This window comes from Serratia sp. FGI94, assembly GCF_000330865.1.
In the GTDB taxonomy this organism is placed as follows: domain Bacteria; phylum Pseudomonadota; class Gammaproteobacteria; order Enterobacterales; family Enterobacteriaceae; genus Serratia_B; species Serratia_B rubidaea.
The window spans coordinates 3,241,796-3,267,973 of record NC_020064.1 but is presented as its reverse complement, the minus strand read 5'-3'; the positions used below and the strand labels follow the sequence as shown (position 1 = coordinate 3,267,973).

Here is a 26,178-nt window from a genome sequence, read left to right as displayed (position 1 = left end):
TGTGCTGGTTGCCTCGGGGCGTAAACCTGACTGCACAGCATAAGCGGGGTGATTTGTCTGGCGCCGTCAGGCGACAATGCCTCCTTTTAATGACGAATTGGCGGGTATTACCGGACTAGTCTGATAGCCTGATGAGTTATTCATCACCACACTGCTATATAAATAATATTTATATTAGAAAACTTTCACTTTGTGATTTGGCTAACATTTACGTGATTGCACTGGCCTTCACATTGATATCATTGTTACCATTTGAATTTATTGGTTTATTTCTAGAATCTGTCGATTGTTTCGGCGGCGAGTATTCAGCGTTCGTGAGCTTTTACGTTTAAGTAGCGCGTGAATATGAGAAAAAAGAAGCACGTTTAGTGTGGCAATTCAGCGGGGTGAATGAGTAAAATTCTGGTTCCCCCTTCAATCCAGCACATTAGCGATGCGCTCATCCGGGCCAGTTAAGCGGCGGCGATAGGTTGCAGGCTAAAAGGCGATAGAGGTAACGAAATATAAGGAATTTTTTGCCCTCCACTTATGAGTGGGGTAGTGTCGTACCTGGCGCCGTTCTTTTAAACAGCGCCTAAAGAAATACACCAGGGTAGTTTCAAATATTATAGAATTTAAAAAGTGAAGAAAAACACTATGACCAATGCAAATCGTCCGATACTTAATCTCGACCTCGATCTGCTAAGAACTTTTGTGGCTGTTGCCGATCTGAATACGTTTGCCGCAGCGGCCGTCGCCGTCTGCCGTACTCAGTCCGCGGTCAGCCAGCAAATGCAGCGATTAGAGCAATTGGTAGGTAAAGAGTTATTCGCCCGCCACGGTCGTAATAAACTTCTTACCGAGCATGGCATACAGTTGCTCGGTTACGCCAGAAAAATATTGCGCTTTAATGATGAGGCCTGCGCCTCGCTGATGTTTAACAATATCAAAGGCGTGCTCACCATTGGCGCTTCCGATGATACGGCCGACACCATTTTACCGTTCCTGTTAAACCGCGTAACCGCCGTCTATCCGAAACTGGCGGTAGACGTACGCGTCAAGCGTAGTCCATTTATGCTGGATATGCTCAATAACGGCGAGGTGGATCTGGCTATTACCACCGTCGATATCGTCGGGCACCCGCACGTGGTGCTGCGCACCTCGCCAACGATGTGGTACTGCGCGGCGGATTACCATTTCCAGCAGGATGAGCCGATTCCGCTGGTGGTGTTGGATGAGCCTTGTCCTTTCCGCGCGATGGCGATCGAGCATCTGGACGAGGCAGGGATCCCATGGCGTATCGCCTACGTGGCTTCCACGCTGTCGGCGGTGCGCACCGCCTGTAAGGCGGGTCTGGGCGTCACCGTCCGTCCGGTGGAGATGATGAGCCCGGATCTGCGCGTGTTGGGTGCATCGGAAGGTTTGCCGACGCTGCCAGAGACGCAATACACGCTGTGCAAGGATATCCAGTGTGAAAATGAGCTGGCGATGGCGATTTTCAGCGCGGTTCAGCAGGGCAATACCAGCTACAGCTTCCAGAATGCGGCATCTACAGAAGATGCGGTTGATGACGATGAATAGCGCCGGACGGCGCGTCGCATAACCCTAAAACCTCTGCTGCGGCGGAGGTTTTTTTTGCTCTTTTTTTAGTAAGGCTGTTGTTTATTGCAGCTTCGCTATTTATTTCACTTACAACCGCTATTTGTTCCTCTCTTCACTGTCATTAGGCGGCTATTTTCGGCAGGAAAATATTTTTCAGCGTTTTTTTTCTCGTTGTGCGAAAATCGAGAAGGCAGGTTTTTCCTGTGGGTATTTTGCGATTATACTGTGCGGTTAAAATTTGTGCGCTGATTTATGGAAAATGTTAAAGAGCCACACTTTTTTTGAGGATTTCTGCTGAAAACGTGTCCTGGATCAAAAAAATACCCCTAGGTAGTGAGTGGAACAACAGGGAATACCTGAGAGAATGATATAGTAAAACTGAAATGTACATATTGGTTGGTATCTACCTGTTTCTACACAGCAAATGACTGACACGATTTAGCCCGGAAGCTGCCGCATGAAATGTTAATTAAATGATACGTATGTAAACTAATGTGTAGATACTTTTGTCAAAGTTGACAAAAGGTTATAGAAAGGAGTAAAAAGCCCACAGTAAAAACGCTGCTTAACGCATTGTAATAATAGCAGTCAGTTTTTTGTGGTTATTTATCCTTCCCTTAAATCGATGTGGTGCGCTAACTGCCGTGATAAGAGCAGAATGTTCGACGCCACTTTTGATGAGTAAGCAAAGAGTATGTCAACAACCACTGAAGTTATCGCTCATCACTGGGCATTCGCCGTATTTCTTGTCGTGGCTATCGGGCTGTGCGGCCTCATGCTGCTGGGCGCGTATTTCCTGGGCGGGAGAGCCCGTGCGCGAGCCAAAAACACCCCGTTTGAATCCGGTATCGACTCGGTCGGTTCAGCGCGTATGCGCCTGTCCGCCAAGTTCTATCTGGTCGCCATGTTCTTCGTTATTTTCGATGTAGAAGCCTTGTATCTCTATGCTTGGTCGGTCTCGATTCGCGAGAGCGGCTGGGTGGGCTTTATCGAAGCCGCCATTTTCATTTTGGTGCTACTGGCCGGTCTGGTTTATCTGGTGCGCATCGGCGCATTGGACTGGACGCCTGCTCGCTCCAAGCGTCAGGTTAAACCAAGCACGATCACTAACACCAACCGTCATCCGCAGTAGTTATTTGTGGTTAAAAACGAGGCATTAAGATGGACTATACGCTCACCCGCATAGACCCGAACGGTGAGAACGACCGTTACCCCCTGCAGAAACAGGAGATCGTCGCCGATCCTCTGGAGCAACAGGTTCACCGCACGGTTTACATGGGTAAACTCGAACATGCATTGCATGACATGGTGAACTGGGGGCGTAAAAACTCTCTTTGGCCGTATAACTTCGGCCTTTCGTGCTGTTATGTGGAGATGGTGACCTCGTTTACCGCCGTTCATGACGTTGCGCGTTTTGGTGCGGAAGTGCTGCGTGCTTCCCCGCGTCAGGCCGACTTTATGGTGGTGGCGGGGACCTGCTTCACCAAAATGGCCCCGGTCATCCAGCGCCTGTACGAGCAGATGCTTGAGCCGAAATGGGTGATCTCCATGGGCGCCTGCGCCAACTCCGGCGGCATGTACGATATCTATTCCGTGGTGCAGGGCGTGGACAAGTTCCTGCCGGTCGACGTGTACATTCCGGGCTGTCCGCCGCGTCCGGAAGCTTACATGCAGGCGCTGCTGCTGCTGCAGGAATCCATCGGGAAAGAGCGTCGTCCGCTGTCGTGGGTGGTTGGCGATCAGGGCGTATATCGCGCCAACATGCAGTCGGAAAGAGAACGCAAGCACGGCGAGCGTATCGCAGTCACCAATCTGCGCACGCCTGACGAAGTTTAAGACGTTCATTTAACGTCCATCTTAATACGCTATTGATAAACACAGCGAAAGTTAAGCTTGCAGCGATTTGACCCTTCAGTGTGGTGAAAAAATATTATGACAGATTCAACGACGCACGACGCTCTGCCTGACTGGCAAACCCGCGATCACCAAGGCGATCCGGTGATTGGCGAACTGCGCAACCGTTTTGGGCCGGAAGCCTTTACTGTTCAAGCAACGCGTACCGGTATGCCCGTGGTATGGGTCAAGCGTGAACAGCTCCTGGAAGTAATGACGTTCCTCAGAAAACAGCCGAAGCCGTATGTCATGCTGTTCGACCTGCATGGCGTTGACGAGCGTCTGCGCACGCACCGCCAGGGTCTGCCTGCCGCGGATTTTTCTGTTTTCTATCATCTGATTTCTATCGAACGCAACCGCGATATCATGCTGAAGGTGGCGCTGTCTGAAAAAGACCTGCACGTGCCTACCGCGACCAAGGTGTTCCCGAACGCCAACTGGTACGAGCGTGAGACCTGGGAGATGTTCGGCATCACCTTCGACGGCCACCCGCACCTGACGCGCATCATGATGCCGCAGACCTGGGAAGGCCACCCGCTGCGTAAAGACTACCCGGCGCGCGCGACTGAATTCGATCCGTTCGTTCTGACCAAGCAGAAAGAAGATCTGGAGATGGAGTCGCTGACCTTCAAGCCGGAAGAGTGGGGCATGAAGCGCGGCAACGAGAACGAGGATTACATGTTCCTCAACCTCGGCCCGAACCACCCGTCGGCGCACGGTGCCTTCCGTATTATCCTGCAGCTGGACGGCGAAGAGATCGTCGACTGCGTGCCGGATATCGGCTACCACCACCGCGGCGCGGAGAAAATGGGCGAGCGCCAGTCCTGGCACAGCTACATTCCGTACACCGACCGTATCGAATACCTGGGCGGCTGCGTTAACGAAATGCCGTACGTGCTGGCGGTGGAAAAACTGGCGGGCATCAAGGTGCCTGAGCGCGTCGACACCATCCGCGTGATGCTGTCCGAACTGTTCCGCATCAACAGCCACCTGCTGTATATCAGCACCTTCATTCAGGACGTCGGCGCCATGACGCCGGTGTTCTTCGCCTTCACCGACCGTCAGAAAATCTATGACCTGGTGGAAGCCATCACCGGTTTCCGTATGCACCCGGCCTGGTTCCGCATCGGCGGCGTGGCGCATGACCTGCCGCGCGGCTGGGATCGTCTGCTGCGCGAGTTCCTGGAGTGGATGCCGAAGCGTCTGGACTCCTACGTCAAGGCGGCGCTGAAAAACACCATTCTGAAGGGCCGTTCCGTCGGCGTGGCGGCGTATAACGCCAAAGACGCGCTGGACTGGGGCGTTACCGGCGCCGGCCTGCGCGCCACCGGCATCGAGTTTGACGTGCGTAAATGGCGTCCGTACTCCGGCTATGAAAACTTTGACTTTGACGTGCCGGTCGGCGACGGCGTCAGCGACTGCTACAGCCGCGTGATGCTGAAGGTCGAGGAGCTGCGTCAGAGCCTGCGCATCCTCGAGCAGTGCCTGAACAACATGCCGGAAGGCCCGTTCAAGGCCGATCACCCGCTGACGACGCCGCCGCCGAAAGAGCGCACGTTGCAGCACATTGAAACGCTGATCACCCACTTCCTGCAGGTTTCCTGGGGCCCGGTGATGCCAGCGAACGAATCATTCCAGATGATTGAAGCCACCAAAGGGATCAACAGCTACTACCTGACCAGCGACGGCAGCACCATGAGCTACCGCACCCGGGTACGTACGCCAAGCTTTGCGCACCTGCAGCAGATCCCGTCGGTTATCCGCGGCAGCCTGGTTTCCGACCTGATTGTCTATCTGGGTAGTATCGATTTTGTAATGTCAGATGTGGACCGCTAACTATGCATGATCAAAAAGATAATCACGTGAGTCACCATGTGCCTGAACCTGTCGACGCGGCCGCGCCAGCGAGCGGCGTTGAGGCGTTTGAGCTGAGTGCAGCGGAGCGTGATGCGATTGAGCATGAAAAGCACCATTACGAAGATCCGCGCGCCGCTTCCATTGAAGCGCTGAAAATTGTGCAGAAGCAGCGCGGCTGGGTACCGGATGGGGCGATTTATGCCATCGCGGAAGTGCTGGGCATTCCTGCCAGCGACGTAGAAGGCGTTGCCACGTTCTACAGCCAGATTTTCCGTCAGCCGGTAGGACGTCACGTGATTCGCTACTGTGACAGCGTGGTATGTCACATCACCGGTTACCAGGGCATTCAGGCCGCGATTGAGAAGAAGCTGAACATCAAGCCGGGTCAAACCACCGGCGATGGCCGTTTCACGTTGCTGCCGACCTGCTGTCTGGGCAACTGCGACAAAGGGCCGACCATGATGATTGATGAGGACACTCACAGTCAGCTGAAGCCGGAAGATATCGATAATCTGCTGGAGCAGTACCAATGATCAAAGACATTGTACGCACTCCCGAGATGCATCCGCTGACCTGGCGTTTGCGCGACGACAAACAGCCGGTGTGGCTGGATGAATACCGCAGCAAAAACGGCTACGCGGGAGCGGAAAAGGCCATCAAAGGCATGGCGCCGGATGAAATCGTCAGCCTGGTCAAAGACTCCGGCCTGAAAGGGCGCGGCGGCGCGGGCTTCTCCACCGGTCTGAAGTGGAGCCTGATGCCGAAAGACGAATCCATGAACATCCGCTACCTGCTGTGCAACGCCGATGAGATGGAGCCGGGCACCTATAAGGACCGCCTGCTGATGGAGCAGCTGCCGCACCTGCTGGTGGAAGGCATGCTGATCTCCGCCTTTGCGCTCAAGGCTTACCGCGGCTACATCTTCCTGCGCGGCGAATACGTCGAGGCGGCGGAGCGTCTGCGCCGCGCCATCGCCGAAGCCACCGAAGCGGGCTATCTGGGTAAAAACATTATGGGCAGCGGCTTCGATTTCGAGCTGTTCGTCCACACCGGCGCCGGCCGCTATATCTGCGGCGAAGAGACGGCGCTGATCAACTCGCTGGAAGGCCGCCGCGCCAACCCGCGCTCCAAGCCGCCATTCCCGGCCTCCGCCGGCGTCTGGGGCAAGCCGACCTGCGTTAACAACGTGGAAACGCTGTGCAACGTGCCGGCGATTCTGGCCAACGGCGTGGAGTGGTACACCGGCATTTCCGGCAGCGAAGACAAAGGCACCAAGCTGATGGGCTTCTCCGGCCGGGTAAAAAACCCGGGCGTCTGGGAGCTGCCGTTCGGCACCACCGCGCGCGAAATTCTGGAAGATTACGCCGGCGGCATGCGCGACGGTCTGAAATTCAAAGCCTGGCAGCCGGGCGGGGCGGGGACCGACTTCCTGACCGCCGACCACCTCGATCTGCCGATGGAATACGGCGCGATCGGCAAGGCCGGCAGCCGTCTGGGCACCGCGCTGGCGATGGCGGTGGACCACGAAATCGGCATGGTTTCCCTGGTGCGCAACCTGGAAGAGTTCTTCGCACGCGAGTCCTGCGGCTGGTGTACGCCGTGCCGCGACGGCCTGCCGTGGAGCGTGAAAATCCTGCGTGCGCTGGAAAAAGGCGAAGGGCAGCCGGGGGATATTGAAACCCTGGAACAGCTGTGCCGCTTCCTTGGCCCGGGTAAAACCTTCTGCGCACACGCGCCGGGCGCCGTAGAGCCGCTGCAAAGCGCAATTAAATATTTCCGTGACGAGTTTGAAGCCGGCATCGCCGTACAGCATTTCAGCAATGCGCATGCCATCGGCGGTATTCAGGCCAACAACTTGTTGAAGCAACGCTGGTAAGCCCGCTTTTAGCCCGGCGTATTTCGCGGACGGCCACTCATGGCGCCGCCGGAAAATACGCGGGATAACAGAATTTTTGATTAACGCCTGCCGCAAGGCAGGCCATTTGGAAGCATGCTGACTATGGCTACGATTCATGTAGACGGCAAAGAATACGACGTTGACGGAGCAGACAACCTGTTGCAGGCCTGTCTCTCCCTCGGCCTCGATATTCCTTACTTTTGCTGGCACCCGGCGCTGGGAAGCGTCGGCGCTTGCCGCCAATGTGCGGTTAAGCAGTACCAAAACGCGGAAGACACGCGCGGCCGTTTGGTGATGTCCTGTATGACGCCGGCGTCTGATGGCACCTTTATCTCCATCGATGACGACGAAGCCAAACAGTTCCGCGAAAGCGTGGTTGAGTGGCTGATGACCAACCACCCGCACGACTGTCCGGTGTGTGAAGAGGGCGGCAACTGTCATTTGCAGGATATGACGGTAATGACCGGCCACAGCTTCCGCCGCTACCGCTTCACCAAACGCACCCACCAGAACCAGGAGCTGGGGCCGTTTATCTCCCATGAGATGAACCGCTGCATCGCCTGCTACCGCTGCGTGCGCTACTACAAAGACTATGCCGACGGCACCGATTTCGGCGTCTACGGCGCGCACGACAACGTCTACTTCGGCCGTCCGGAAAGCGGCACGCTGGAAAGCGAGTTCTCCGGCAACCTGGTGGAAGTGTGCCCGACCGGCGTCTTTACCGACAAAACCCACTCCGAGCGCTACAACCGTAAGTGGGACATGCAGTTTGCGCCAAGCATCTGCCAGCAGTGCAGCATCGGCTGTAACACCAGCCCCGGCGAGCGCTATGGCGAGCTGCGCCGTATCGAAAACCGTTACAACGGCAGCGTAAACCACTACTTCCTGTGCGACCGCGGCCGCTTCGGCTATGGCTACGTCAACCTGAAGGATCGTCCGCGTCAGCCGCAGCAGCTGCGCGGCAATGACTGGATTGCGCTGAATGCCGAACAGGCGATGGAAGGGGCGGCGGATATTCTGCGCCAGGCCAAGAAAACCATCGGCATCGGCTCGCCGCGCGCCAGCCTGGAAAGCAACTTCGCGCTGCGTGAGCTGGTCGGCGCCGAGAACTTCTATACCGGCATCGCGCAGGCGGAACAGCAGCGTCTGGAACTGATGCTCAACGTGCTGAAAAACAGCGGCGTACATACGCCGGCGCTGCGTGAAATCGAAGAGTACGACGCGGTGCTGGTGCTGGGCGAAGATCTGACGCAGACCGGCGCGCGCATTGCGCTGTCGGTGCGTCAGGCGGTGAAAGGCAAAGCCCGGGCGATGGCGGCGGCGCAGCGCGTGGCCGACTGGCAGATCGCGGCGGTGCAGAACATCGGCCAGCATGCCAAATACCCGCTGTTCGTCACCAACGTCGACAGCACCCGTCTGGATGATATCGCCGCCTGGAACTACCGCGCGCCGGTGGATGAGCAGGCGCGCCTCGGCTTCGCCATCGCGCACGCGCTGGACGCGGCTTCGCCGGCGGTTGACGGCCTGACGGACGATCTGCACAAGAAAGTCGATATTATCGTGCAGGCGCTGACCGGCGCGCGTAAACCGCTGATCGTGACCGGCAGCAGCGCCGGCAGCGAGGCGATGATCGAAGCGGCGGCCAACATCGCCACCGCGCTGAAGGGCCGTGGTTCCGAGGTGGGCATCACCCTGGTGGCCGGCGCCGCCAACAGCCTGGGTCTGGCGATGATCGGCGGCGGTTCGCTCGATCGCGCGCTGGAACAGCTGGCGAGCGGCCAGGCCGACACCGCCATCGTGATGGAGAACGATCTGTACCGTCACGCCGCGGCGGACAAGATCGACGCCGCACTCGCCAAGGTCAGCAACCTGATCGTGGCCGATCATCAGCGCACCGCGATTATGGATAAAGCCAGCCTGATTCTGTCAGCCGCCAGCTTTGCCGAAAGCGACGGTACGCTGGTTAACCAGGAAGGCCGCGCGCAGCGCTTCTTCCAGGTGTACGATCCGGCTTACTACGACGACGCCAAAAACAACGTGCGGACGGAAATTCTGGAGAGCTGGCGCTGGATGCACTCGCTGCACTCCACCTACACCAGCCGCCACGTGGACTGGACCCAGCTTGACGACGTGATCGAAGCCTGCGTCGAGGCGCTGCCGCAGCTGCAGGGCATCAAGGATGCCGCGCCGGACGCCAGCTTCCGCATCCGCGGACAGAAACTGGCGCGTTCACCGCACCGTTACAGCGGCCGCACCGCGATGCGCGCCAATATCAGCGTGCACGAACCGCGTCAGCCGCAGGATAAAGACACCATGTTCGCCTTCTCCATGGAAGGGAACAACAGCCCGCTGGCCGACCGTCAGCAGATCCCGTTCGCCTGGTCGCCAGGCTGGAACTCACCGCAGGCGTGGAACAAATTCCAGGCCGAGGTCGGGGGCAAGCTGCGCCACGGCGATCCGGGCGTGCGCCTGATCGAAGCAGGGGAGGGCAGCCTCGGCTACTTCGCCAACGTGCCGGCCGCATTCCGTGCGGAAGGCTGGCAGGTGGCGCCGTATTACCACCTGTTCGGCAGCGACGAGATGTCGCAGCGCTCCGAGGTGATCCAGCAGCGTATGCCGGCGGCCTATGCGATGGTTAACCCGGCCGACGCCGCGCGTCTGGGCGTTAACGAAGGGGCATTGGTGGAGTTCAGCTGTGCGGGCCAGACGCTGCGTCTGCCGGTGCGCCTGAGTGAAACCCTGACCCAGGGCCAGGTTGGTTTGCCGCTCGGCTTGCCAGGGATCCCGCCGGTGCTGGCGGGTGCGAAGGTTGAAAATCTGCGGGAGGCGGCACGATGAGCTGGTTTACCCCTGAGGCGATCGAAATAGCGATCGCCGTGTTGAAAGCGGTCGTGATCCTGCTGGTCGTGGTCGCCTGCGGGGCGTTCATGAGCTTCGGCGAACGCCGTCTGCTCGGCCTGTTCCAGAACCGCTACGGGCCAAACCGTGTCGGCTGGGGCGGCTCGCTGCAGCTGGTCGCCGACATGATCAAAATGTTCTTTAAGGAAGACTGGGTTCCGACCTTCTCCGACCGGGTGATCTTCACCCTGGCGCCGATGATCGCCTTTACTTCCTTGCTGCTGGCATTCGCCATCGTTCCGGTCAGCCCGACCTGGGCGGTGGCCGATCTCAACATCGGTATTCTGTTCTTCCTGATGCTGGCCGGCCTGGCGGTATACGCCGTGCTGTTCGCCGGCTGGTCGAGCAACAACAAATACTCGCTGTTGGGGGCGATGCGTGCCTCGGCACAAACCCTGAGCTACGAAGTGTTCATCGGCCTGTCGCTGATGGGGGTTGTGGCGCAGGCGGGTTCATTCAACATGCAGGACATCGTTGAATCACAGGCTCACGTCTGGAATGTCATCCCGCAATTCTTTGGTTTTGTGACCTTTGCGATTGCCGGCGTGGCGGTGTGTCACCGTCACCCGTTTGACCAGCCGGAAGCGGAGCAGGAGCTGGCCGACGGCTACCACATTGAATATTCCGGTATGAAATTCGGTCTGTTCTTCGTGGGGGAATATATCGGCATCGTGACCGTTTCCGCCCTGATTGTGACGTTGTTCTTCGGCGGCTGGCAGGGGCCATTCCTGCCGCCGTTCATCTGGTTCGCGCTGAAAACGGCCTTCTTCATGATGATGTTCATCCTGATCCGCGCCGCGTTGCCGCGTCCGCGCTATGACCAGGTGATGTCATTCGGCTGGAAAGTCTGCCTGCCGCTGACGCTGCTGAACCTGCTGGCGACCGCCGCAGTTATTTTGTACAACGCTCAATAAGGGGTGAATAAACCATGACATTGAAAGAGTTAGTGGTTGGTTTCGGCACCCAGGTACGCAGTATTTGGATGATTGGCATGCACGCCTTCGCCAAACGCGAAACCCGGATGTATCCGGAAGAAGAGGTTTACCTGCCGCCGCGCTACCGTGGCCGCATCGTGCTGACGCGCGATCCGGACGGCGAAGAGCGCTGCGTTGCCTGTAACCTGTGTGCGGTTGCCTGCCCGGTCGGCTGTATTTCGCTGCAAAAGGCAGAGCAGAAAGACGGCCGCTGGTATCCGGAGTTCTTCCGCATCAACTTCTCGCGCTGCATTTTCTGCGGCCTGTGCGAAGAAGCCTGCCCGACCACCGCAATCCAGCTGACGCCGGATTTCGAACTGGGCGAGTTCAAGCGCCAGGATCTGGTGTATGAGAAAGAAGATCTGTTGATCTCGGGCCCGGGTAAATATCCGGAATATAACTTCTACCGGATGGCCGGTATGGCGATCGACGGCAAAGCGAAAGGCGAAGCCGAAAACGAAGCCAAGCCGATCGACGTGAAAAGCCTGTTGCCGTAAGGAGCCAGCAAGCATGGAAATTGCATTTTATCTGGCAGGTTTGATTGCGATTCTCGCGACGCTTCGCGTGATTTCGCATACCAACCCTGTGCATGCGCTGCTGTATTTAATCGTCTCACTGTTGGCGATCTCGGCAGTCTTTTTCTCACTGGGCGCCTATTTTGCCGCCGCGCTGGAAATCATCGTCTACGCCGGCGCCATTATGGTGCTGTTCGTCTTCGTGGTGATGATGCTGAACCTCGGCAACGCGGTGCAGCAACAGGAGCGCGAATGGCTGAAGCCGTCGGTGTGGATTGGCCCCGGCCTGATGTCGCTGGTGTTGCTGGTGGTGCTGGTTATCGCCATCCGCAGCGTCTCCGACCAGGGGATCAGCGGCGAGATGGTCGACGCCAAGGCGGTCGGCATCAGCCTGTTCGGCCCTTACGTCCTGGCGGTGGAGCTGGCTTCAATGCTGCTGCTGGCCGGTCTGGTGGTTGCCTTCCATATTGGCCGTGAGCACAAGCCGGGCGAAGTGCTGAGCAGCGCCCCGGCGAGCAGCGAAATGGCGAAAAGAAAATCGGAGGAGCAAGCATGATCCCTCTTCAACATGGGCTGATTCTGGCGGCGATTCTGTTCGTACTCGGGCTGACCGGGTTGCTGATCCGTCGTAACCTGCTGTTTATGCTGATCAGTCTGGAAGTGATGATCAACGCCGCGGCGTTGGCGTTTATCGTGGCGGGAAGCTACTGGGGTCAGGCGGACGGGCAGGTGATGTATATCCTGGCCATCAGCCTGGCGGCGGCGGAGGCCAGTATCGGTCTGGCGCTGTTGCTGCAGCTCTATCGTCGTCGTCATACCCTGAATATTGATACTGTCAGTGAGATGCGCGGATGAACCTATTATATTTAACTATTCTGCTGCCGCTGATCGGGTTCCTGCTGCTGGCGTTCTCCCGCGGCCGCTGGTCTGAAAATACGGCGGCGACCGTCGGCGTCGGTTCTATCGGCCTGGCGGCGGTAGTCACCCTTTATGCGGCGCTGGATTTCTTCAGCCAGAAAGCCGCCGGCGTACAGCTGTTTGAGCAGCACCTGTGGACCTGGATGACGGTCGGCAACTTCAACATCGACGTGACGCTGGTGCTGGACGGTCTGTCGCTGACCATGCTGTCGGTGGTCACCGGCGTCGGCTTCTTCATCCACATGTTCGCCTCCTGGTACATGCGCGGTGAAGAAGGCTACTCGCGCTTCTTCGCCTACACCAACCTGTTTATCGCCAGCATGGTGGTTCTGGTACTGGCGGACAACCTGCTGCTGATGTACCTGGGTTGGGAAGGCGTGGGCCTGTGCAGCTACCTGCTGATCGGCTTCTACTACAAAGATCCGGCCAACGGCGCGGCGGCGATGAAAGCCTTTATCGTTACCCGCGTGGGCGACGTGTTCCTGGCCTTTGCGCTGTTTATCCTGTACCACGAACTGGGCACGCTGAACTTCCGCGAGCTGATGGTGCTGGCGCCGCAGAAACTGGCGATGGGCGACACCGCCATTACCTGGGCGACCCTGATGCTGCTGGGCGGCGCGGTCGGTAAATCGGCGCAGCTGCCGCTGCAGACCTGGCTGGCGGACGCGATGGCCGGCCCGACGCCTGTATCGGCGCTGATCCACGCCGCCACCATGGTGACCGCGGGCGTCTACCTGATTGCCCGTACGCACGGCCTGTTCCTGATGGCGCCGGAAGTGCTGAACCTGGTGGGCATCGTCGGTGCGGTAACCCTGCTGCTGGCCGGCTTCGCCGCGCTGGTGCAGACCGACATCAAACGCGTGCTGGCCTACTCCACCATGAGCCAGATCGGCTATATGTTCCTGGCGCTGGGCGTACAGGCCTGGGACGCGGCGATCTTCCACCTGATGACCCACGCGTTCTTCAAGGCGCTGCTGTTCCTGTCATCCGGTTCGGTGATCCTGGCCTGCCACCACGAGCAGAACATCTTCAAGATGGGCGGCCTGCGTAAGAGCATTCCGCTGGTGTACGTCTGCTTCCTGGTGGGCGGCGCGGCGCTGTCGGCGCTGCCGCTGTTGACCGCCGGCTTCTTCAGTAAGGATGAGATCCTGGCCGGGGCGATGGCCAACGGCCATATCAACCTGATGATCGCCGGTCTGGTCGGCGCGTTTATGACCTCACTGTATACCTTCCGTATGATCTTCATCGTGTTCCACGGTAAAGAGCAGATTAAAGCGCATGCGGGCAAGGGCATCACTCACCATCTGCCGCTGCTGGTTCTGCTGGTGCTGTCCACCTTCGTCGGCGCGATGATTGTGCCGCCGCTGCAGGGCGTACTGCCGGCGACGACCGAACTGGCGCACGGCAGCGTGCTGCAGCTTGAAATCACCTCCGGTGTGGTGGCGGTTATCGGCATTCTGCTGGCTGCGGCGCTGTGGCTGGGCAAACGTCGCCTGGTCAGCAGCGTAGCCGCCAGCGCGCCGGGCCGTTTCTTCTCGACCTGGTGGTTCCATGCCTGGGGCTTCGACTGGCTGTATGACAAAGTGTTCGTCAAACCTTATCTGGGCGTCGCGCGTCTGCTGCAAAGCGATCCGCTGAACAGCCTGATGAACATTCCGGCGGTGTTCTCCCGCTGGGGCAACCGCGGTCTGACGGTCAGTGAAAACGGACAGGTGCGCTGGTATATCGCGTCTATGGGTGTGGGTGCAGTGGTCGTATTGGCGCTGTTGATTTTGGTTTAACTGAATAATTTAAACAGACGTAATTTCGGGTTCGGCCCTTGATGCTCAAGGGCCAGATACATGTTTTAGATTATTCATATTAGGGACACAAAACGCCATGCTATTACCTTGGCTAATTCTTATCCCCTTTATCGGCGGTCTGCTGAGCTGGCAGTTCGAGCGTTTCGGCACCAAGGTGCCGCGCTGGATCGCGTTGATTACAATGGGGCTGACACTGGCGCTCTCGCTGCAACTGTGGCTGCAGGGCGGCTATACCTTGACCACGCCGCAGGGCATTCCGCAGTGGCAGGAAGAGTACCTGCGCTCGTGGATCCCGCGCTTCGGCATCAACATTCACCTGGCGTTGGACGGTCTGTCGCTGCTGATGGTGGTGCTGACCGGCCTGCTGGGCGTGCTGGCGATCCTCTGTTCCTGGCGTGAAATTCAGAAGTATCAGGGGTTCTTCCACCTGAACCTGCTGTGGATCCTGGGCGGCGTTATCGGCGTGTTCCTTGCTATCGACATGTTCCTGTTCTTCTTCTTCTGGGAAATGATGTTGGTGCCGATGTACTTCCTGATCGCGCTGTGGGGCCACAAGGCGTCGGACGGTAAAACCCGTATCACCGCGGCCACCAAGTTCTTCATCTATACCCAGGCCAGCGGTCTGGTGATGCTGATTGCGATTCTGGGCCTGGTCTTCGTGCACTACAACGCCACCGGCGTCTGGACCTTCAGCTATGAAGATCTGCTGAAAACGCCGATGTCGCACAACGTGGAATACCTGCTGATGCTGGGCTTCTTCATCGCCTTTGCGGTGAAAATGCCGGTGGTGCCGCTGCATGGCTGGCTGCCGGACGCGCACAGCCAGGCGCCGACCGCCGGTTCCGTTGACCTCGCGGGCATTCTGTTGAAAACCGCGGCCTACGGCCTGCTGCGTTTCAGCCTGCCGCTGTTCCCGGAAACCTCCGCCGAGTTTGCACCGATCGCCATGTGGCTGGGCGTTATCGGCATCTTCTACGGCGCCTGGATGGCGTTCGCGCAGACCGATATCAAGCGCCTGATCGCTTACACCTCGGTGTCCCACATGGGCTTCGTGCTGATTGCCATCTACACCGGCAGCCAGCTGGCTTATCAGGGCGCGGTGATTCAGATGATTGCACACGGCCTGTCCGCGGCCGGTATGTTCATTATCTGCGGCCAGCTGTATGAGCGTCTGCATACCCGTGATATGCGCCAGATGGGCGGCCTGTGGGGACGTATCAAATACATTCCCGCGCTGTCGCTGTTCTTCGCGGTCGCTACGCTGGGGATGCCGGGCACCGGTAACTTCGTCGGCGAATTTATGATCCTGTTCGGCAGCTTCCAGGTGGTGCCGGTGATCACCGTGATCTCTACCTTCGGTCTGGTGTTTGCTTCGGTTTACTCGCTGATCATGATGCAGCGCGCCTATTACGGCACGCCAAAATCTGACCAGCCGTTGCCGGGCATGACCGCACGCGAACTGTTCATCATTCTGCTGCTGGTGGTACTGCTGGTGCTGCTGGGCGTGTATCCGCAGCCGATTCTGGATACCTCTGCTGCCGCAATGAGCAACGTGCAACACTGGTTTGGTTCGTCAGTTTCTGCAATTTCAACAACAAGGCCGTAATTCGCCATGACAATAACTCCTCAACAACTGATCGCACTGTTGCCGCTGTTGATCGTCGGATTGACGGTGGTGGTTGTGATGCTAGGCATTGCGTGGCGACGCGACCACTTTATCAACGCGACCCTGACCGTGATCGGTCTTAACCTGGCGCTGCTTTCGCTGTACTTTGTCGGCCAGGCTGGCCCGATGGACGTTACCCCGCTGCTGCGGGTTGACGGTTACTCCATGTTCTACACCGGGCTGGTGCTGCTGGCGAGTCTGGCGACCTGCACCTTCGCCTATCCTTGGCTGGTCGGTTATCCGGACAACCGTGAAGAGTTCTATCTGCTGGTGCTGATTGCCGCAATGGGCGGCATTCTGCTGGCGAGCGCCAACCATCTGGCCTCGCTGTTCCTGGGGATTGAGCTGATCTCGCTGCCGCTGTTCGGCCTGGTGGGCTACGCCTACCGCCAGAAGCGTCCGCTGGAAGCGGCCATCAAGTACATGCTGCTGTCCGCCGCCGCCTCCAGCTTCCTGCTGTTCGGCATGGCGCTGCTGTATGCGGAATCCGGCACGCTGGCGCTGTCCGGCCTCGGCAAGAGCCTCGGTGAAAACATGATGCACCAGCCGCTGGTTCTGGCCGGTATGGGCATGATGATTGTCGGCCTGGGCTTCAAGCTGTCGCTGGTGCCGTTCCAGCTGTGGACGCCGGATGTGTATCAGGGGGCGCCTGCGCCGGTTTCCACCTTCCTGGCCACCGCCAGCAAAATCGCCATCTTTGCGGTGGTGATGCGTCTGTTCCTGTACGCGCCGGCGGCCGACAGCGAAGCGCTGCGTACGGTGCTGGCGATTATCGCCTTCTGCTCCATCCTGTTCGGTAACCTGATGGCAATCAGCCAGACCAATATCAAGCGTCTGCTGGGCTACTCTTCTATCGCTCACCTGGGCTACCTGCTGGTGGCGCTGATTGCGGTGCAGACGCACCAGCTGTCGCTGGAAACCGTCGGCGTTTACATGGCCGGTTATCTGTTCAGCAGCCTGGGCGCCTTCGGCGTAGTCAGCCTGATGTCCAGCCCGTACAGCGGGCCGGATGCGGACTCGCTGTTCTCCTACCGCGGTCTGTTCTGGCATAAGCCGATTCTGTCGGCGGTGATGACGGTGATGATGCTGTCGCTGGCCGGTATTCCGATGACGCTGGGCTTTATCGGTAAGTTCTTCGTGATCGCGATGGGCGTCAGCGCGCACCTGTGGTGGTTGACCGGTGCGGTGGTAGTGGGCAGCGCCATTGGCCTGTACTACTACCTGCGCGTGACCGTCAGCCTGTATCTCAACGCGCCGGAAACGCTGTCGCGCGACACGCCGCGCAACTGGGCGCTGACCGCCGGCGGGGTGGTGGTGCTGATCTCCGCCGCGCTGGTGCTGGTGCTGGGTATCTATCCGCAGCCGCTGATTACGCTGGTGCAGATGGCGCAGCCGCTGTTCTGATTGCGTTGTTAACGTCAAAAAGGTCGCCGCGGCGACCTTTTTTTATGCCTGCAGGAATTACTGCGGACAGTTCTGAAATGCGGTTTCCAGCGCCTGCACCACCGCGCGCACCCGCGCGGCGCGCTGCAGATCGGGGTGCAGCACCAACCAGATGTCGACCCAGTCCTGATTCTCCGGCAGCACCCGCACCAGATCGGGATCGTTATCCGCCAGGAACGAAGAGAGCAGGCCGATGCCGAGGCCGCTGCGGGTGGCGGAGCGCAGCAGCAGCTGCGAGTTGCACTGCAGCACCACGTTCGGGTCGATCAGGGCTTCGCCGCAGAAGTTGCTCCAGTGGCGTGGCACCAGCTCGCGTGGGAACATCAGCAGGTTGTGGCCGCGCAGGTGCTCGCCCTTGGCCGGCATGCCGTGTTCGTCCAGATAGTGTTGTGTGGCGTACAGCCCCATCTCAATGGTCGCCAGCCGTTTGATAATCAGTTCGTCGGACTCCGGCCGCGCGCCGCGGATCGCCAGATCGGCGCCGCGGTAAGAGATATCAGAAATATTCACCGCGGTCAGCAGCGTCACGGTGATCTGCGGATGCTGTTCGCGCAGGCTGCGCAGCGCCGGGATAACGAAGGCTTCAGCCATGGTGTCGGTAGTGGCGATGCGCACATTGCCGCACAGGCTTTCGTCGCCGCTGGTCGCCTTGCGGGCGATGGCCTGCACGGCGTTTTCCATATTCATCACGTCCGCCAGCATCTCTTCGCCCAGCGGGCTGAGGGAGAACGCCTTGGGGGTACGGATAAACAGCTTGGAGCCGAGGGACTCCTCAAAGGCGGAAATACGGCGTCCGACGGTGGCCTGGTCGACGTGTAGCTCATTTGCGGCCTTACGTAAAGTACCGCAGCGGGCTACGGCGAGGAAAAAGCGTGCATCATCCCAATTCATCAACGACTTCCTTTTTTGAGAGCGGCGGGATGCCACAGGGGGTTGTATTGGCTTATCCGGGTTGCAATGGGGGTTGCGCTAAAAATGAGGCACCCGTATCATAATTATCTATTATGTTTTATGGTATAAAAAAATGCATCATTGTGAAGCAATTTTGCATCTTTATTTTTACCTGCCGAACTTTATGCTAACGGATGCGCTGGCGTGATCTACCGCACAGTTCATCGTCGGCGACTCATTGGAGCCAGTCTCGATAGGCGGCAGCGCCTGGTGGAGATGCGCTCGACCCTCTATTGTGACTGGACATAAAACATGGCGTCTCACGCAGAAAATACGTGCGTTCCCGCAGCGGTGGCTAACGCGGGTGCGATCGCAGGCGGCTTCCCGGCCGCCGCCAAACCCGCGCTATATGGTAATAACGCCGACGTCATTATCCAGACGCTCGCCGAGCGCGGCATTCAGCATATCTTCTTGGTGCCGGGCAAACTGATCTATCCATTGATTAAGTCTATTGACGGTTCTTCGATCGCCGGGATCGTTGCAGCCCATGAAACCGCCTGCGGCTTTATGGCCGACGGCTATGCGCGCGCCAGCGGCAACTTCGGCGTGTGTCTTGGCATCTCTGGGCCGGGCACCATGAACTTCCTGCCGGCGATGGCGGCGGCGCAGGCGGATAAAATTCCGGTGATGTATCTGGCCGGCGGTATCGCCACCTATCACGAGGCGCAGGGCGCGTTTCAGGACGGCAGCAACAGCGGTATTGATGAGCTGACCATTGTCAAACCGCTGCTGAGCAACGCCATTGAGGTGAAGCAGGCGCATACGCTGCGGTACGAGCTGCGCCGCAGCCTGTCATGCCTGAACGGCCAGCGGAAAGGGCGCACCTATCTGAGCGTGCCGGTGGATATACAAAAACGTCCGGCGCAGGAATCCTCCTCGCCGGGAGCATCGCGCCGCCGTGAAACGGCGATTGACCTGCCGGCGCTGGACGCGCTGCTCGATGATTACCTGCTGCGCGGCCTGAATATCGCCTGTCTGGCCGGCAGCCGGGTGAATAATCCGCAGGATGCCGATTTGCTGCGCCGTCTGGCGGAAAAGTATCACCTGCCGGTCGCCACCACGCTGGCGGGGAAGGGAGCGTTCCCGGAGGGGCATCCGCTGGCGCTGGGCCTGTACGGCTTCGCCGGCCATACCCGGGCGGTGGAAACCATCAATGGCGACGAGGTCGATGTGCTGCTGGTGCTGGGGTGCGATCTGAACCAGCGCGACAGCCTGAACTGGCACCCGCAACTGCACGGCACCAAAACGCTGGTGGTGATTGATGAAGACTTCGACCAGATCGGCTCGCACTATCAGCCGGACGTGCAGATTTTCTCCAACCTGAGCGCCGCGCTGCAGCACCTGCTGGCGGCGGCTGACAGCAACGAGCCTCACCTGGCCTGCGTGAATAAGCTGCGTAGCCAGTGGATGGGGCACGTCAGCCAGCTGCCGCTGGAACAGCGACAGCCGGACCGTACGGCGCGTATGATGGCGGGGGAAAAGCATCTGTATCCCGGCGAGGTGGTGGAGCATTTGCGCAGCCGCACCGCCGCGGACGCCAATGTGGTGGTGGATTCCGGGGCGCACCGTATCTTTATGGCTCACCATTGGCAAAGCCACGGCGTTGGCGATTATCATACCTCCAGCGCGCTGGCGCCGATGGGCTGGGCGATTTGCGCCGGGATCGGCATCAAACTGGCGGCGCCGCAGCGTGACTGCCTGGTGGTGACCGGCGACGGCTGTATGCTGATGCACGGCATGGAGATTCAGACCGCCGCCCGCTACCGACTGAAAATGATCTTTTTGGTGATGAATAACTGCGCGCACGGCGCGATGCATATCGACACCCTGCAGCAGAGCGGCGTCGGCGAGGCATATACCGCGCTGCCGTCGCACGACTGGCGGGCGTTTGCCGGCAGTCTGGGCGTGGCCGCCGCCAGGGCCGCCACGCTGGCCGAGCTGGATACGGCGCTGGCCGCCGCAGCGGCGCATGACGGGCCGTATCTGATTGAAATGATGGTAGGAAACCATCGGGCACCCAATCGTTACTATGCCGAGAGCGTGGCGGAATATGAGCAACGCATCCGCGAACAATGATCGGGAGTATTTACGCGGTTTTATAAAATTGCGGAGTGATAACAATGATGTGTCGGTCGGGCGTAATGGCGGCCATGATGCTGGCCTGTATGAATGCGTGGGCGGAAGAGAGCCATGGCGAAGGGATTAATAAACAGACGTTGCTGAAGACGGAAAACTCCTGGGAAGGGACGCCGTACGGCCATTATCCCGCCGGTGCGCCGCAGATCACCATGCTGAAGGTGACGGTGGAGCCGAATCGGGTGCTGGCCTGGCATACGCACCCCTGCATCAGTGCGGTGCACATGACCGCGGGCAGCGTCTCGCTGACGGTGGCGAAGACCGGAGAAAAGCGAACCTTCCGTCAAGGCGATTCGTTCACCGATACGGTCGACATTGTCCATCAGGGGCAGGCAGGCGCGCAGGGGGCGGAGATGCTGGTGTTCTTTGCCTGTGCGGATAATCGCCCGCTGACCATCGCCGAGGCCAAATAACCGGCGGACTTATCAAGGCGGCGCGTTCGGCCGCGATTAACGGGGAATATATGGTTGCGTTATGGATGCTGGTGGCCAGCGTGTTTTTTGCGCTGATGGGCGCCAGTATAAAGCTGGCATCGGCGAAGGTCGGCTTTTTCGACATTATCTTTTACCGCTCGTTCGTCAATGTGCTGATCGTCGCCGCGTTGATCAAGATAAAGCGTCTCGGTTTCCGGACCCGGCATCTGGGGCTGCATATGAAACGCGCGGCGATTGGCAACGCGGCAATGTACTGCGGTTTCTATTCCCTGATCCATTTACCGATCGCCACCGCGACGACGCTGGGTTACACCAACCCGATTTTTCAATCGGTGATTACCTTTATCACCGCCAAGGGTCAGCTGACCGGCAAACTGCTGTTTTCGGTGCTGCTGGGGTTTGTCGGCATTTTGGTGCTGCTGCGGCCGGATATGCCGCACGGCGAGTATGCGGCGACGCTGATTGGCCTGCTGTCCGGCCTGCTGACTGCGCTGGCCTATTTTAACGTGGGCAAGCTGGTGCGCACCGGCGAGCCGGAACTGCGGGTAGTGTTCTATTTTTCACTGGTCGGCACGCTGGTGGGGCTGGCGATGGCCGGCGCAATCGGCTTTGCCGCGCTGGATGCCGTCACGTTACTGAATGTCTGTGCGATTGGCGTTTTCGGCAGCCTGGGGCAAATAACCATGACGCGCGCTTACGGCAGCGGCAACCCGGTGATAGTCAGCATTCTTTCCTACAGCACAATTATCTTCTCTACGCTGCTCGGCTATCTGATCTTTGATGAGAAACAGTCGTATATTGCCGCCGTCGGCATGGCGCTGATTATTCTTTCCGGCGGTCTGGCGATTTTGCGGCGCGCGCCGGCGAAGGTGCGTCGCCCGGCCGCGGCGGCGCAGGATTAAGCCTTTTCAACGGCGCGCGCTGATACGCGCCGTTTCACTATTTCATTTTTTTATTTTATTTTTTTTACTTATTTTTAGCGTGTTAGCCGATAAATAACGGGAAATTTTATTTATCGCTTAGTCGATTCTCTTATATCCTTATGCGCAATTTATCCATCGCCAGGGCTAGGCTTATGCGTAACTAACAGTGATAATAGATACTTATAACGCATTCGTCTGATAGCTTGCGAGAGTATATAACTGACGGCCGGTATGCATAATTGAATCACCCTGATGCATTCTTGGCTATTTTGGCGGTTATTCCTGAACGGTATGATAAACGCGTTTCCTGATACGTTTTGGTTTTCAGGAAGGGGTGTTTATTACGGCCAAAGGCCGCAAGTTTCAGGAGAAAGAGATGTCTGACGGAGTGGCCGTTGAAGAAGCCGCTAAAGTGAAATCGGGCGCGTCGCATTTTGCCATTTTGCTATTTTTGGCGCTGGCGTTAATGTCGGCACTATTAAATAGCAGTGCACCGACGCCGCTGTATCCGCTTTATCAACATGAGTTAGGTTTAACGTCAGTCAGCCTGACAATTATTTATGGTGCTTATGCCGGCGGCGTGCTGATCTCGCTGTTCGGCGTAGGCAATATGGCCGGCAAAGTTCGCGACCTGCGCAGCATGATTGTGCCGGCTTTGCTGGTGGTATTGGCCGGCGCGCTGCTGTTCTCCATGGCGGATTCGTTCGTGATGATGTTTATGGCGCGCCTGCTGGCCGGCATCGGCACCGGTGCCCTGACCGGCGCGGCGAACATTGCGCTGGTGCGCTTCGGGCCGAAAGACGGCGGCAAGGTGGCGGCGCTGATTGCTACGCTGTCCTTTACCACCGGCCTGGCGCTGGGGCCGATTTTCAGCGGTCTGGCGCTGCAGACCGGGTTTTACACCACGTCATTGCCGTTTATCATCATTATGGCGGTGGCGGCGATCGCGGCGCTGGGCGTGATGCTGAAGTGGCCGGGGTCGGCGGCGGTTGCGCCGGCGGGGGATGTGCAGAGCACCGCCGCACCGGCCAAGAGTTCGCTGGCAGATGGCCTGCGCGCTACCGGCATCAAGTTTTACCTGTGTGCCGGCGCGCTGTTTACCTGCTGGGCGGTGGCCGCCAGCATTCTGGCGATTGGTCCGAACGTCGCGGAGAAATTGCTGGGCATGCATAGCCGTGGTATGTATGGCTATGTGATCGCGGTTTACCTGGTGATTGCCGGTATCAGCCAGATTTTGAGCCGCCGGATTAACGCGCGTCACTCGCTGATGTTTGGCTGTCTGGCGCAGGCGCTGTCGGTGGTGGTGTTCGCCGAAGCGATTCAGATCCACTCGCTGGGTCTGGCCGCGGCCGGTATGGTTATCGCCGGCTATGCTTACGGGGCGATTTTTGTCGGCAGCGCGACGCTGGTGAACCTGATTTCACCGAAGTCCAGCCATGCGCGACTGATTTCGCTGTTTTATGTGATTGCTTATATCGCCAACTGGGTGCCGATCCTGTTGGGGGTAGTTATCGACCATGCCAGCCTGCAGCTGGCGGTGAATTTACTGTTTATGGTCAGTGCCGTGGTATGCCTCGCTTTGGGGCTGTTGGTAACGCGAGCGGGATTCCCGCGCTAAGCCTGCGTTAGCCGCATACTGCACGACCGACGATTTCCCTGGTGTTGTTGTGTGTCATTTCCAGCGTGCTTGCACGCTGGTTTTTTTTTGCCTGCTTCCCGCCTTGCCGCCGCCGCGTATTGCATGCGTTTGCTGATCGCGATCATATACAGCCGGACGCTTTTCGGTAAACTGCACGCTTCTTTTTTACCAGGGTCGGTATTATGAATGTACTTGTTGCCATTGCCGTTACCACCGGCATTCTTTCTGGCATCTGGGGCTGGGTTGCCCTCAGCCTCGGGTTGATCAGCTGGGCGGGTTTTTTGGGCTGCACGGCATATTTCGCCTGTCCGCAGGGCGGGGTAAAGGGTCTGTTGGTCAGTACGCTGACCTGTTGCAGCGGCGTGTTCTGGGCGATGCTGATTATTCACGGCAGCGCGCTGGAGCCGGCCTGGAGCCTGCTGGGCTATGTGCTGACCGGCGTGGTGGCGTTCCTGATGTGTATTCAGGCCTGGCAACAGTGGCTCAATTTTGTGCCGGGCACCTTTATCGGCGCCTGCGCCACCTTTGCCGGCGACGGTGAGTGGCGTCTGGTGACGCTGTCGCTGCTGGTGGGGCTGCTGTTCGGCTTTGCGATGAAAAACAGCGGTCTGTGGTTGGCGGCGCGCGGGCGCCGGGCTGGGGTGCCGGCCACCTCAACGGCGGGAGACGCCTGACGGGGAACGCCTGGTTAGCCGCTATTCGTCTGGCGAGCGCCGGCAGTTGTTGTCTATAGTTTAGGGACGGCGAACCTGCTATGCCGTACGGATCTTGGCACGGTGCTAAAATCCGGCGGCGACAACAATGGAGAACGGTGAAATGACAAGATATACGGACGAAAGTCGCACCAACCTTGATGACGATCTGCGCATGCTCAGCGATACCCTGCAGGAAGTGTTGGACTATTCGGGCGATCGCGCCGATCGGGCTTATGTGGATATCAAGAGCCATGCGGAGCAGGCGCTGAAGGAGGTAAAGGCGCGCCTGAACGACGCTTCCGAAGGGTATTATGCGCGTGCCAAAGAGGCGGTGCATCGCACCGACGATTATGTGCGTGATAACCCCTGGCACAGCGTGGGCATCGGCGCGACGGTCGGTCTGGTCTTCGGCCTGTTGCTGGCCCGGAAGTAGGGCCTCGTAATGAGGGCGGCCGCGTAGCGGTCGCCTGCTCTCTTTTTCTGATAGTTCTGTTTCTGCCTGGCCGCTGGGCTTTATTTTTCCGACTCTCTCGCGGTTTTTACCGTATAATCCCCTACATTTCGTTTGGTTAATGAGGTGGCGGTGGAACATATCTCAGCATTGTTGCAGCAGTTGCGTCAGCGGCTGGCGCAACCTTTCCCAGACGCGGCCGGTTTCCGGCAGATCTCCCTTCCCGTCAGTGACGCATGCAGCGACGACCTGCTGGCGTGGTTGGCGGCGCAATCCACGTTTCCGCAGTTTTACTGGCGTCATCGGGATGAGCAGGAAGAAGTGGCGGTATGCGGCGCGCTGCGCCAGTTCAGTGATGCGGCCGCCGCGCAGGCGTTTATTGCGGCGCACCCCACGGCGCGCGTCTGGGGATTAACGGCCTTTGACGGCCCATCCTGCCTGTTTTTGCCACGCCTGGCGTGGCAGCGGCGCGATAAGCGCGCAAGCCTGACGCTTAACCTGTTTACGGAAAATGCGGCGGAGACGGCCGACTGGCTGGCGACATTGGCGCCGGCGACGCCGATCGCGCCGCTGCGGACGAGGGTTGAGGCGGTGGCGCATTATCCCGATGCGGCGGGCTGGACGCAGATGCTGCAGCAGGCACTGACGGCGATTGCCGCCGCGCGGCTGGAGAAGGTGGTTTTGGCGCGCTGCAGCCGTCTCACGCTGGCGCAGCCGCTGCCTGCGCCGGCGCTGATGGCGGCTAGCCGCCGGGTAAATCATCACTGCTACCACTTTATGCTGCGTTTTAGCGCCGGTTCCGCCTTTCTCGGCTCCAGCCCGGAGCGGCTCTATCTGCGCGACGGACGGCGGCTGTTGACCGAGGCGCTGGCCGGCACGGTGGCCAACGACGGCGATGACGCCCGGGCGCAGCAGCTGGCGCAGTGGCTGCTGGACGACCGCAAGAACCAGCATGAAAACCTGCTGGTGGTGGATGATATCTGCCAGCGCCTGCAGGGGCGCGTCAGCGCGCTGGACGTGCAGCCGCCGGAAGTACTGCGTTTGCGTAAGGTGCAGCATCTGCGCCGCCGCATCGCCGGGCAGCTGCAGACGGCGGACGATACGGACTGCCTGCAGCGTTTGCAGCCGACGGCGGCGGTTGCCGGTCTGCCGCGGCAGGCGGCGCGGGCGTTTATCGCTGCGCATGAGCCGGCGGCGCGCGGTTGGTACGCCGGCTGCGCCGGCTATCTGTCCGCCGAGCGCTCTGAGTTTTGCGTGGCGCTGCGCTCCTGCCAGATTGACGACGACAGCCTGCAGCTGTATGCCGGCGCCGGCATCGTCAGCGGCTCCGACCCGGCGCAGGAGTGGCAGGAGCTGGACAACAAGGCGGCGGCGCTGCGCAGTCTGCTGCAGCCGGAGCCGACGACGGCTGCGGCCGCTGATTAATTGCGCGTATCTCCCTAATATTGATCGGCAAGAGGAATTCCTGTTAGCGGGATATCACCTGTTTTTGCGCTGGCGCAAGG

22 protein-coding genes are annotated in these 26,178 nt (G+C 58.9%); 21 read left to right on the top strand and 1 reads right to left on the bottom strand.

What is annotated here, in order from left to right; genetic code table 11:
- Window positions 1-636 precede the first annotated feature (636 nt).
- The 14 genes from lrhA to nuoN all read left to right on the top strand — a co-directional run bounded on the left by lrhA (window position 637) and on the right by nuoN (window position 17,405).
- Window positions 637-1,560: a transcriptional regulator LrhA gene (lrhA, locus tag D781_RS14880; protein WP_015673160.1), complete on the top strand. Its 924-nt coding sequence runs from the start codon at window positions 637-639 to the stop codon at window positions 1,558-1,560.
- A gap of 715 nt (window positions 1,561-2,275) precedes the next feature.
- Window positions 2,276-2,713 carry an NADH-quinone oxidoreductase subunit NuoA gene (nuoA, locus tag D781_RS14875; RefSeq protein ID WP_015673159.1) on the top strand — a complete coding sequence of 146 codons (438 nt, stop codon included), beginning with the start codon at window positions 2,276-2,278 and terminating at the stop codon, window positions 2,711-2,713.
- A gap of 29 nt (window positions 2,714-2,742) precedes the next feature.
- On the top strand, window positions 2,743-3,417 hold the full coding sequence (locus tag D781_RS14870) for an NADH-quinone oxidoreductase subunit B (RefSeq protein WP_015673158.1): 675 nt from the start codon (window positions 2,743-2,745) through the stop codon (window positions 3,415-3,417).
- 96 nt (window positions 3,418-3,513) lie between these two features.
- Window positions 3,514-5,310 carry an NADH-quinone oxidoreductase subunit C/D gene (gene nuoC / locus D781_RS14865; protein WP_015673157.1) on the top strand — a complete coding sequence of 599 codons (1,797 nt, stop codon included), beginning with the start codon at window positions 3,514-3,516 and terminating at the stop codon, window positions 5,308-5,310.
- Between the two features lie 2 nt (window positions 5,311-5,312).
- Entirely contained in the window at window positions 5,313-5,864 is a 552-nt protein-coding gene (gene nuoE / locus D781_RS14860) for an NADH-quinone oxidoreductase subunit NuoE (RefSeq protein ID WP_015673156.1), read from the top strand.
- Complete coding sequence (gene nuoF, locus D781_RS14855; RefSeq protein WP_099050067.1) at window positions 5,864-7,207, top strand: NADH-quinone oxidoreductase subunit NuoF; 1,344 nt, start codon at window positions 5,864-5,866, stop codon at window positions 7,205-7,207. Before nuoE ends, nuoF begins: the two co-directional genes overlap by 1 nt.
- Window positions 7,208-7,330: 123 nt before the next feature.
- On the top strand, window positions 7,331-10,066 hold the full coding sequence (gene nuoG / locus D781_RS14850; RefSeq protein WP_102025018.1) for an NADH-quinone oxidoreductase subunit NuoG: 2,736 nt from the start codon (window positions 7,331-7,333) through the stop codon (window positions 10,064-10,066).
- Window positions 10,063-11,040: an NADH-quinone oxidoreductase subunit NuoH gene (gene nuoH, locus D781_RS14845; protein ID WP_015673153.1), complete on the top strand. Its 978-nt coding sequence runs from the start codon at window positions 10,063-10,065 to the stop codon at window positions 11,038-11,040. Before nuoG ends, nuoH begins: the two co-directional genes overlap by 4 nt.
- Before the next feature lie 14 nt (window positions 11,041-11,054).
- On the top strand, window positions 11,055-11,597 hold the full coding sequence (nuoI, locus tag D781_RS14840) for an NADH-quinone oxidoreductase subunit NuoI (protein ID WP_015673152.1): 543 nt from the start codon (window positions 11,055-11,057) through the stop codon (window positions 11,595-11,597).
- A 13-nt stretch (window positions 11,598-11,610) separates the two neighbouring features.
- The gene (gene nuoJ, locus D781_RS14835; RefSeq protein ID WP_015673151.1) at window positions 11,611-12,171 is read left to right on the top strand and encodes an NADH-quinone oxidoreductase subunit J; all 561 of its coding nucleotides are present in this window, start codon (window positions 11,611-11,613) and stop codon (window positions 12,169-12,171) included.
- Entirely contained in the window at window positions 12,168-12,470 is a 303-nt protein-coding gene (gene nuoK, locus D781_RS14830; RefSeq protein ID WP_004960562.1) for an NADH-quinone oxidoreductase subunit NuoK, read from the top strand. Before nuoJ ends, nuoK begins: the two co-directional genes overlap by 4 nt.
- The gene (gene nuoL, locus D781_RS14825) at window positions 12,467-14,314 is read left to right on the top strand and encodes an NADH-quinone oxidoreductase subunit L (RefSeq protein WP_015673150.1); all 1,848 of its coding nucleotides are present in this window, start codon (window positions 12,467-12,469) and stop codon (window positions 14,312-14,314) included. Before nuoK ends, nuoL begins: the two co-directional genes overlap by 4 nt.
- A 97-nt stretch (window positions 14,315-14,411) precedes the next feature.
- The gene (gene nuoM, locus D781_RS14820) at window positions 14,412-15,941 is read left to right on the top strand and encodes an NADH-quinone oxidoreductase subunit M (RefSeq protein WP_015673149.1); all 1,530 of its coding nucleotides are present in this window, start codon (window positions 14,412-14,414) and stop codon (window positions 15,939-15,941) included.
- Window positions 15,942-15,947: 6 nt separating this feature from the next.
- On the top strand, window positions 15,948-17,405 hold the full coding sequence (gene nuoN / locus D781_RS14815; protein WP_015673148.1) for an NADH-quinone oxidoreductase subunit NuoN: 1,458 nt from the start codon (window positions 15,948-15,950) through the stop codon (window positions 17,403-17,405).
- Window positions 17,406-17,462: 57 nt separating this feature from the next.
- On the opposite strand, the gene D781_RS14810 is transcribed toward nuoN, so the two are convergent.
- Window positions 17,463-18,338, bottom strand: coding sequence for a LysR family transcriptional regulator (locus tag D781_RS14810; protein WP_041411837.1), 876 nt, complete (start codon window positions 18,336-18,338; stop codon window positions 17,463-17,465).
- A 309-nt stretch (window positions 18,339-18,647) separates the two neighbouring features.
- On the opposite strand from D781_RS14810, the gene D781_RS14805 reads away from it, so the two are divergent.
- The 7 genes from D781_RS14805 to menF all read left to right on the top strand — a co-directional run bounded on the left by D781_RS14805 (window position 18,648) and on the right by menF (window position 26,098).
- Window positions 18,648-20,471 carry a thiamine pyrophosphate-binding protein gene (locus tag D781_RS14805; RefSeq protein ID WP_015673146.1) on the top strand — a complete coding sequence of 608 codons (1,824 nt, stop codon included), beginning with the start codon at window positions 18,648-18,650 and terminating at the stop codon, window positions 20,469-20,471.
- 65 nt (window positions 20,472-20,536) lie between these two features.
- A complete protein-coding gene (locus D781_RS14800) occupies window positions 20,537-20,944 on the top strand; it encodes a cupin domain-containing protein (protein ID WP_343228823.1) in 408 nt (135 codons plus the stop codon).
- Window positions 20,945-20,994: 50 nt separating this feature from the next.
- Complete coding sequence (locus D781_RS14795) at window positions 20,995-21,867, top strand: DMT family transporter (protein ID WP_015673144.1); 873 nt, start codon at window positions 20,995-20,997, stop codon at window positions 21,865-21,867.
- A gap of 397 nt (window positions 21,868-22,264) precedes the next feature.
- Entirely contained in the window at window positions 22,265-23,506 is a 1,242-nt protein-coding gene (locus tag D781_RS14790) for an MFS transporter (RefSeq protein WP_015673143.1), read from the top strand.
- 203 nt (window positions 23,507-23,709) lie between these two features.
- Window positions 23,710-24,201 carry a DUF1097 domain-containing protein gene (locus tag D781_RS14785; protein WP_015673142.1) on the top strand — a complete coding sequence of 164 codons (492 nt, stop codon included), beginning with the start codon at window positions 23,710-23,712 and terminating at the stop codon, window positions 24,199-24,201.
- A 142-nt stretch (window positions 24,202-24,343) separates the two neighbouring features.
- On the top strand, window positions 24,344-24,655 hold the full coding sequence (elaB, locus tag D781_RS14780; protein ID WP_015673141.1) for a stress response protein ElaB: 312 nt from the start codon (window positions 24,344-24,346) through the stop codon (window positions 24,653-24,655).
- A 144-nt stretch (window positions 24,656-24,799) separates the two neighbouring features.
- The gene (gene menF, locus D781_RS14775) at window positions 24,800-26,098 is read left to right on the top strand and encodes an isochorismate synthase MenF (protein ID WP_199557136.1); all 1,299 of its coding nucleotides are present in this window, start codon (window positions 24,800-24,802) and stop codon (window positions 26,096-26,098) included.
- The last annotated feature ends 80 nt before the right edge of the window (window positions 26,099-26,178 follow it).

Excerpts from the sequence above, each read along its gene's own strand:
- D781_RS14870 (WP_015673158.1), top strand. The coding sequence starts at position 2,743 with ATGGACTATACGCTCACCCGCATAGACCCGAACGGTGAGAACGACCGT.
- nuoK (WP_004960562.1), top strand. The coding sequence starts at position 12,168 with ATGATCCCTCTTCAACATGGGCTGATTCTGGCGGCGATTCTGTTCGTA.
- nuoE (WP_015673156.1), top strand. The coding sequence starts at position 5,313 with ATGCATGATCAAAAAGATAATCACGTGAGTCACCATGTGCCTGAACCT.
- D781_RS14800 (WP_343228823.1), top strand. The coding sequence starts at position 20,537 with ATGGCGGCCATGATGCTGGCCTGTATGAATGCGTGGGCGGAAGAGAGC.
- D781_RS14790 (WP_015673143.1), top strand. The coding sequence starts at position 22,265 with ATGTCTGACGGAGTGGCCGTTGAAGAAGCCGCTAAAGTGAAATCGGGC.
- nuoG (WP_102025018.1), top strand. The coding sequence starts at position 7,331 with ATGGCTACGATTCATGTAGACGGCAAAGAATACGACGTTGACGGAGCA.
- nuoM (WP_015673149.1), top strand. The coding sequence starts at position 14,412 with ATGCTATTACCTTGGCTAATTCTTATCCCCTTTATCGGCGGTCTGCTG.
- D781_RS14795 (WP_015673144.1), top strand. The coding sequence starts at position 20,995 with ATGGTTGCGTTATGGATGCTGGTGGCCAGCGTGTTTTTTGCGCTGATG.
- nuoI (WP_015673152.1), top strand. The coding sequence starts at position 11,055 with ATGACATTGAAAGAGTTAGTGGTTGGTTTCGGCACCCAGGTACGCAGT.
- nuoH (WP_015673153.1), top strand. The coding sequence starts at position 10,063 with ATGAGCTGGTTTACCCCTGAGGCGATCGAAATAGCGATCGCCGTGTTG.
- nuoN (WP_015673148.1), top strand. The coding sequence starts at position 15,948 with ATGACAATAACTCCTCAACAACTGATCGCACTGTTGCCGCTGTTGATC.
- D781_RS14785 (WP_015673142.1), top strand. The coding sequence starts at position 23,710 with ATGAATGTACTTGTTGCCATTGCCGTTACCACCGGCATTCTTTCTGGC.
- elaB (WP_015673141.1), top strand. The coding sequence starts at position 24,344 with ATGACAAGATATACGGACGAAAGTCGCACCAACCTTGATGACGATCTG.
- D781_RS14805 (WP_015673146.1), top strand. The coding sequence starts at position 18,648 with ATGGCGTCTCACGCAGAAAATACGTGCGTTCCCGCAGCGGTGGCTAAC.
- nuoL (WP_015673150.1), top strand. The coding sequence starts at position 12,467 with ATGAACCTATTATATTTAACTATTCTGCTGCCGCTGATCGGGTTCCTG.
- lrhA (WP_015673160.1), top strand. The coding sequence starts at position 637 with ATGACCAATGCAAATCGTCCGATACTTAATCTCGACCTCGATCTGCTA.
- nuoA (WP_015673159.1), top strand. The coding sequence starts at position 2,276 with ATGTCAACAACCACTGAAGTTATCGCTCATCACTGGGCATTCGCCGTA.
- nuoJ (WP_015673151.1), top strand. The coding sequence starts at position 11,611 with ATGGAAATTGCATTTTATCTGGCAGGTTTGATTGCGATTCTCGCGACG.
- nuoC (WP_015673157.1), top strand. The coding sequence starts at position 3,514 with ATGACAGATTCAACGACGCACGACGCTCTGCCTGACTGGCAAACCCGC.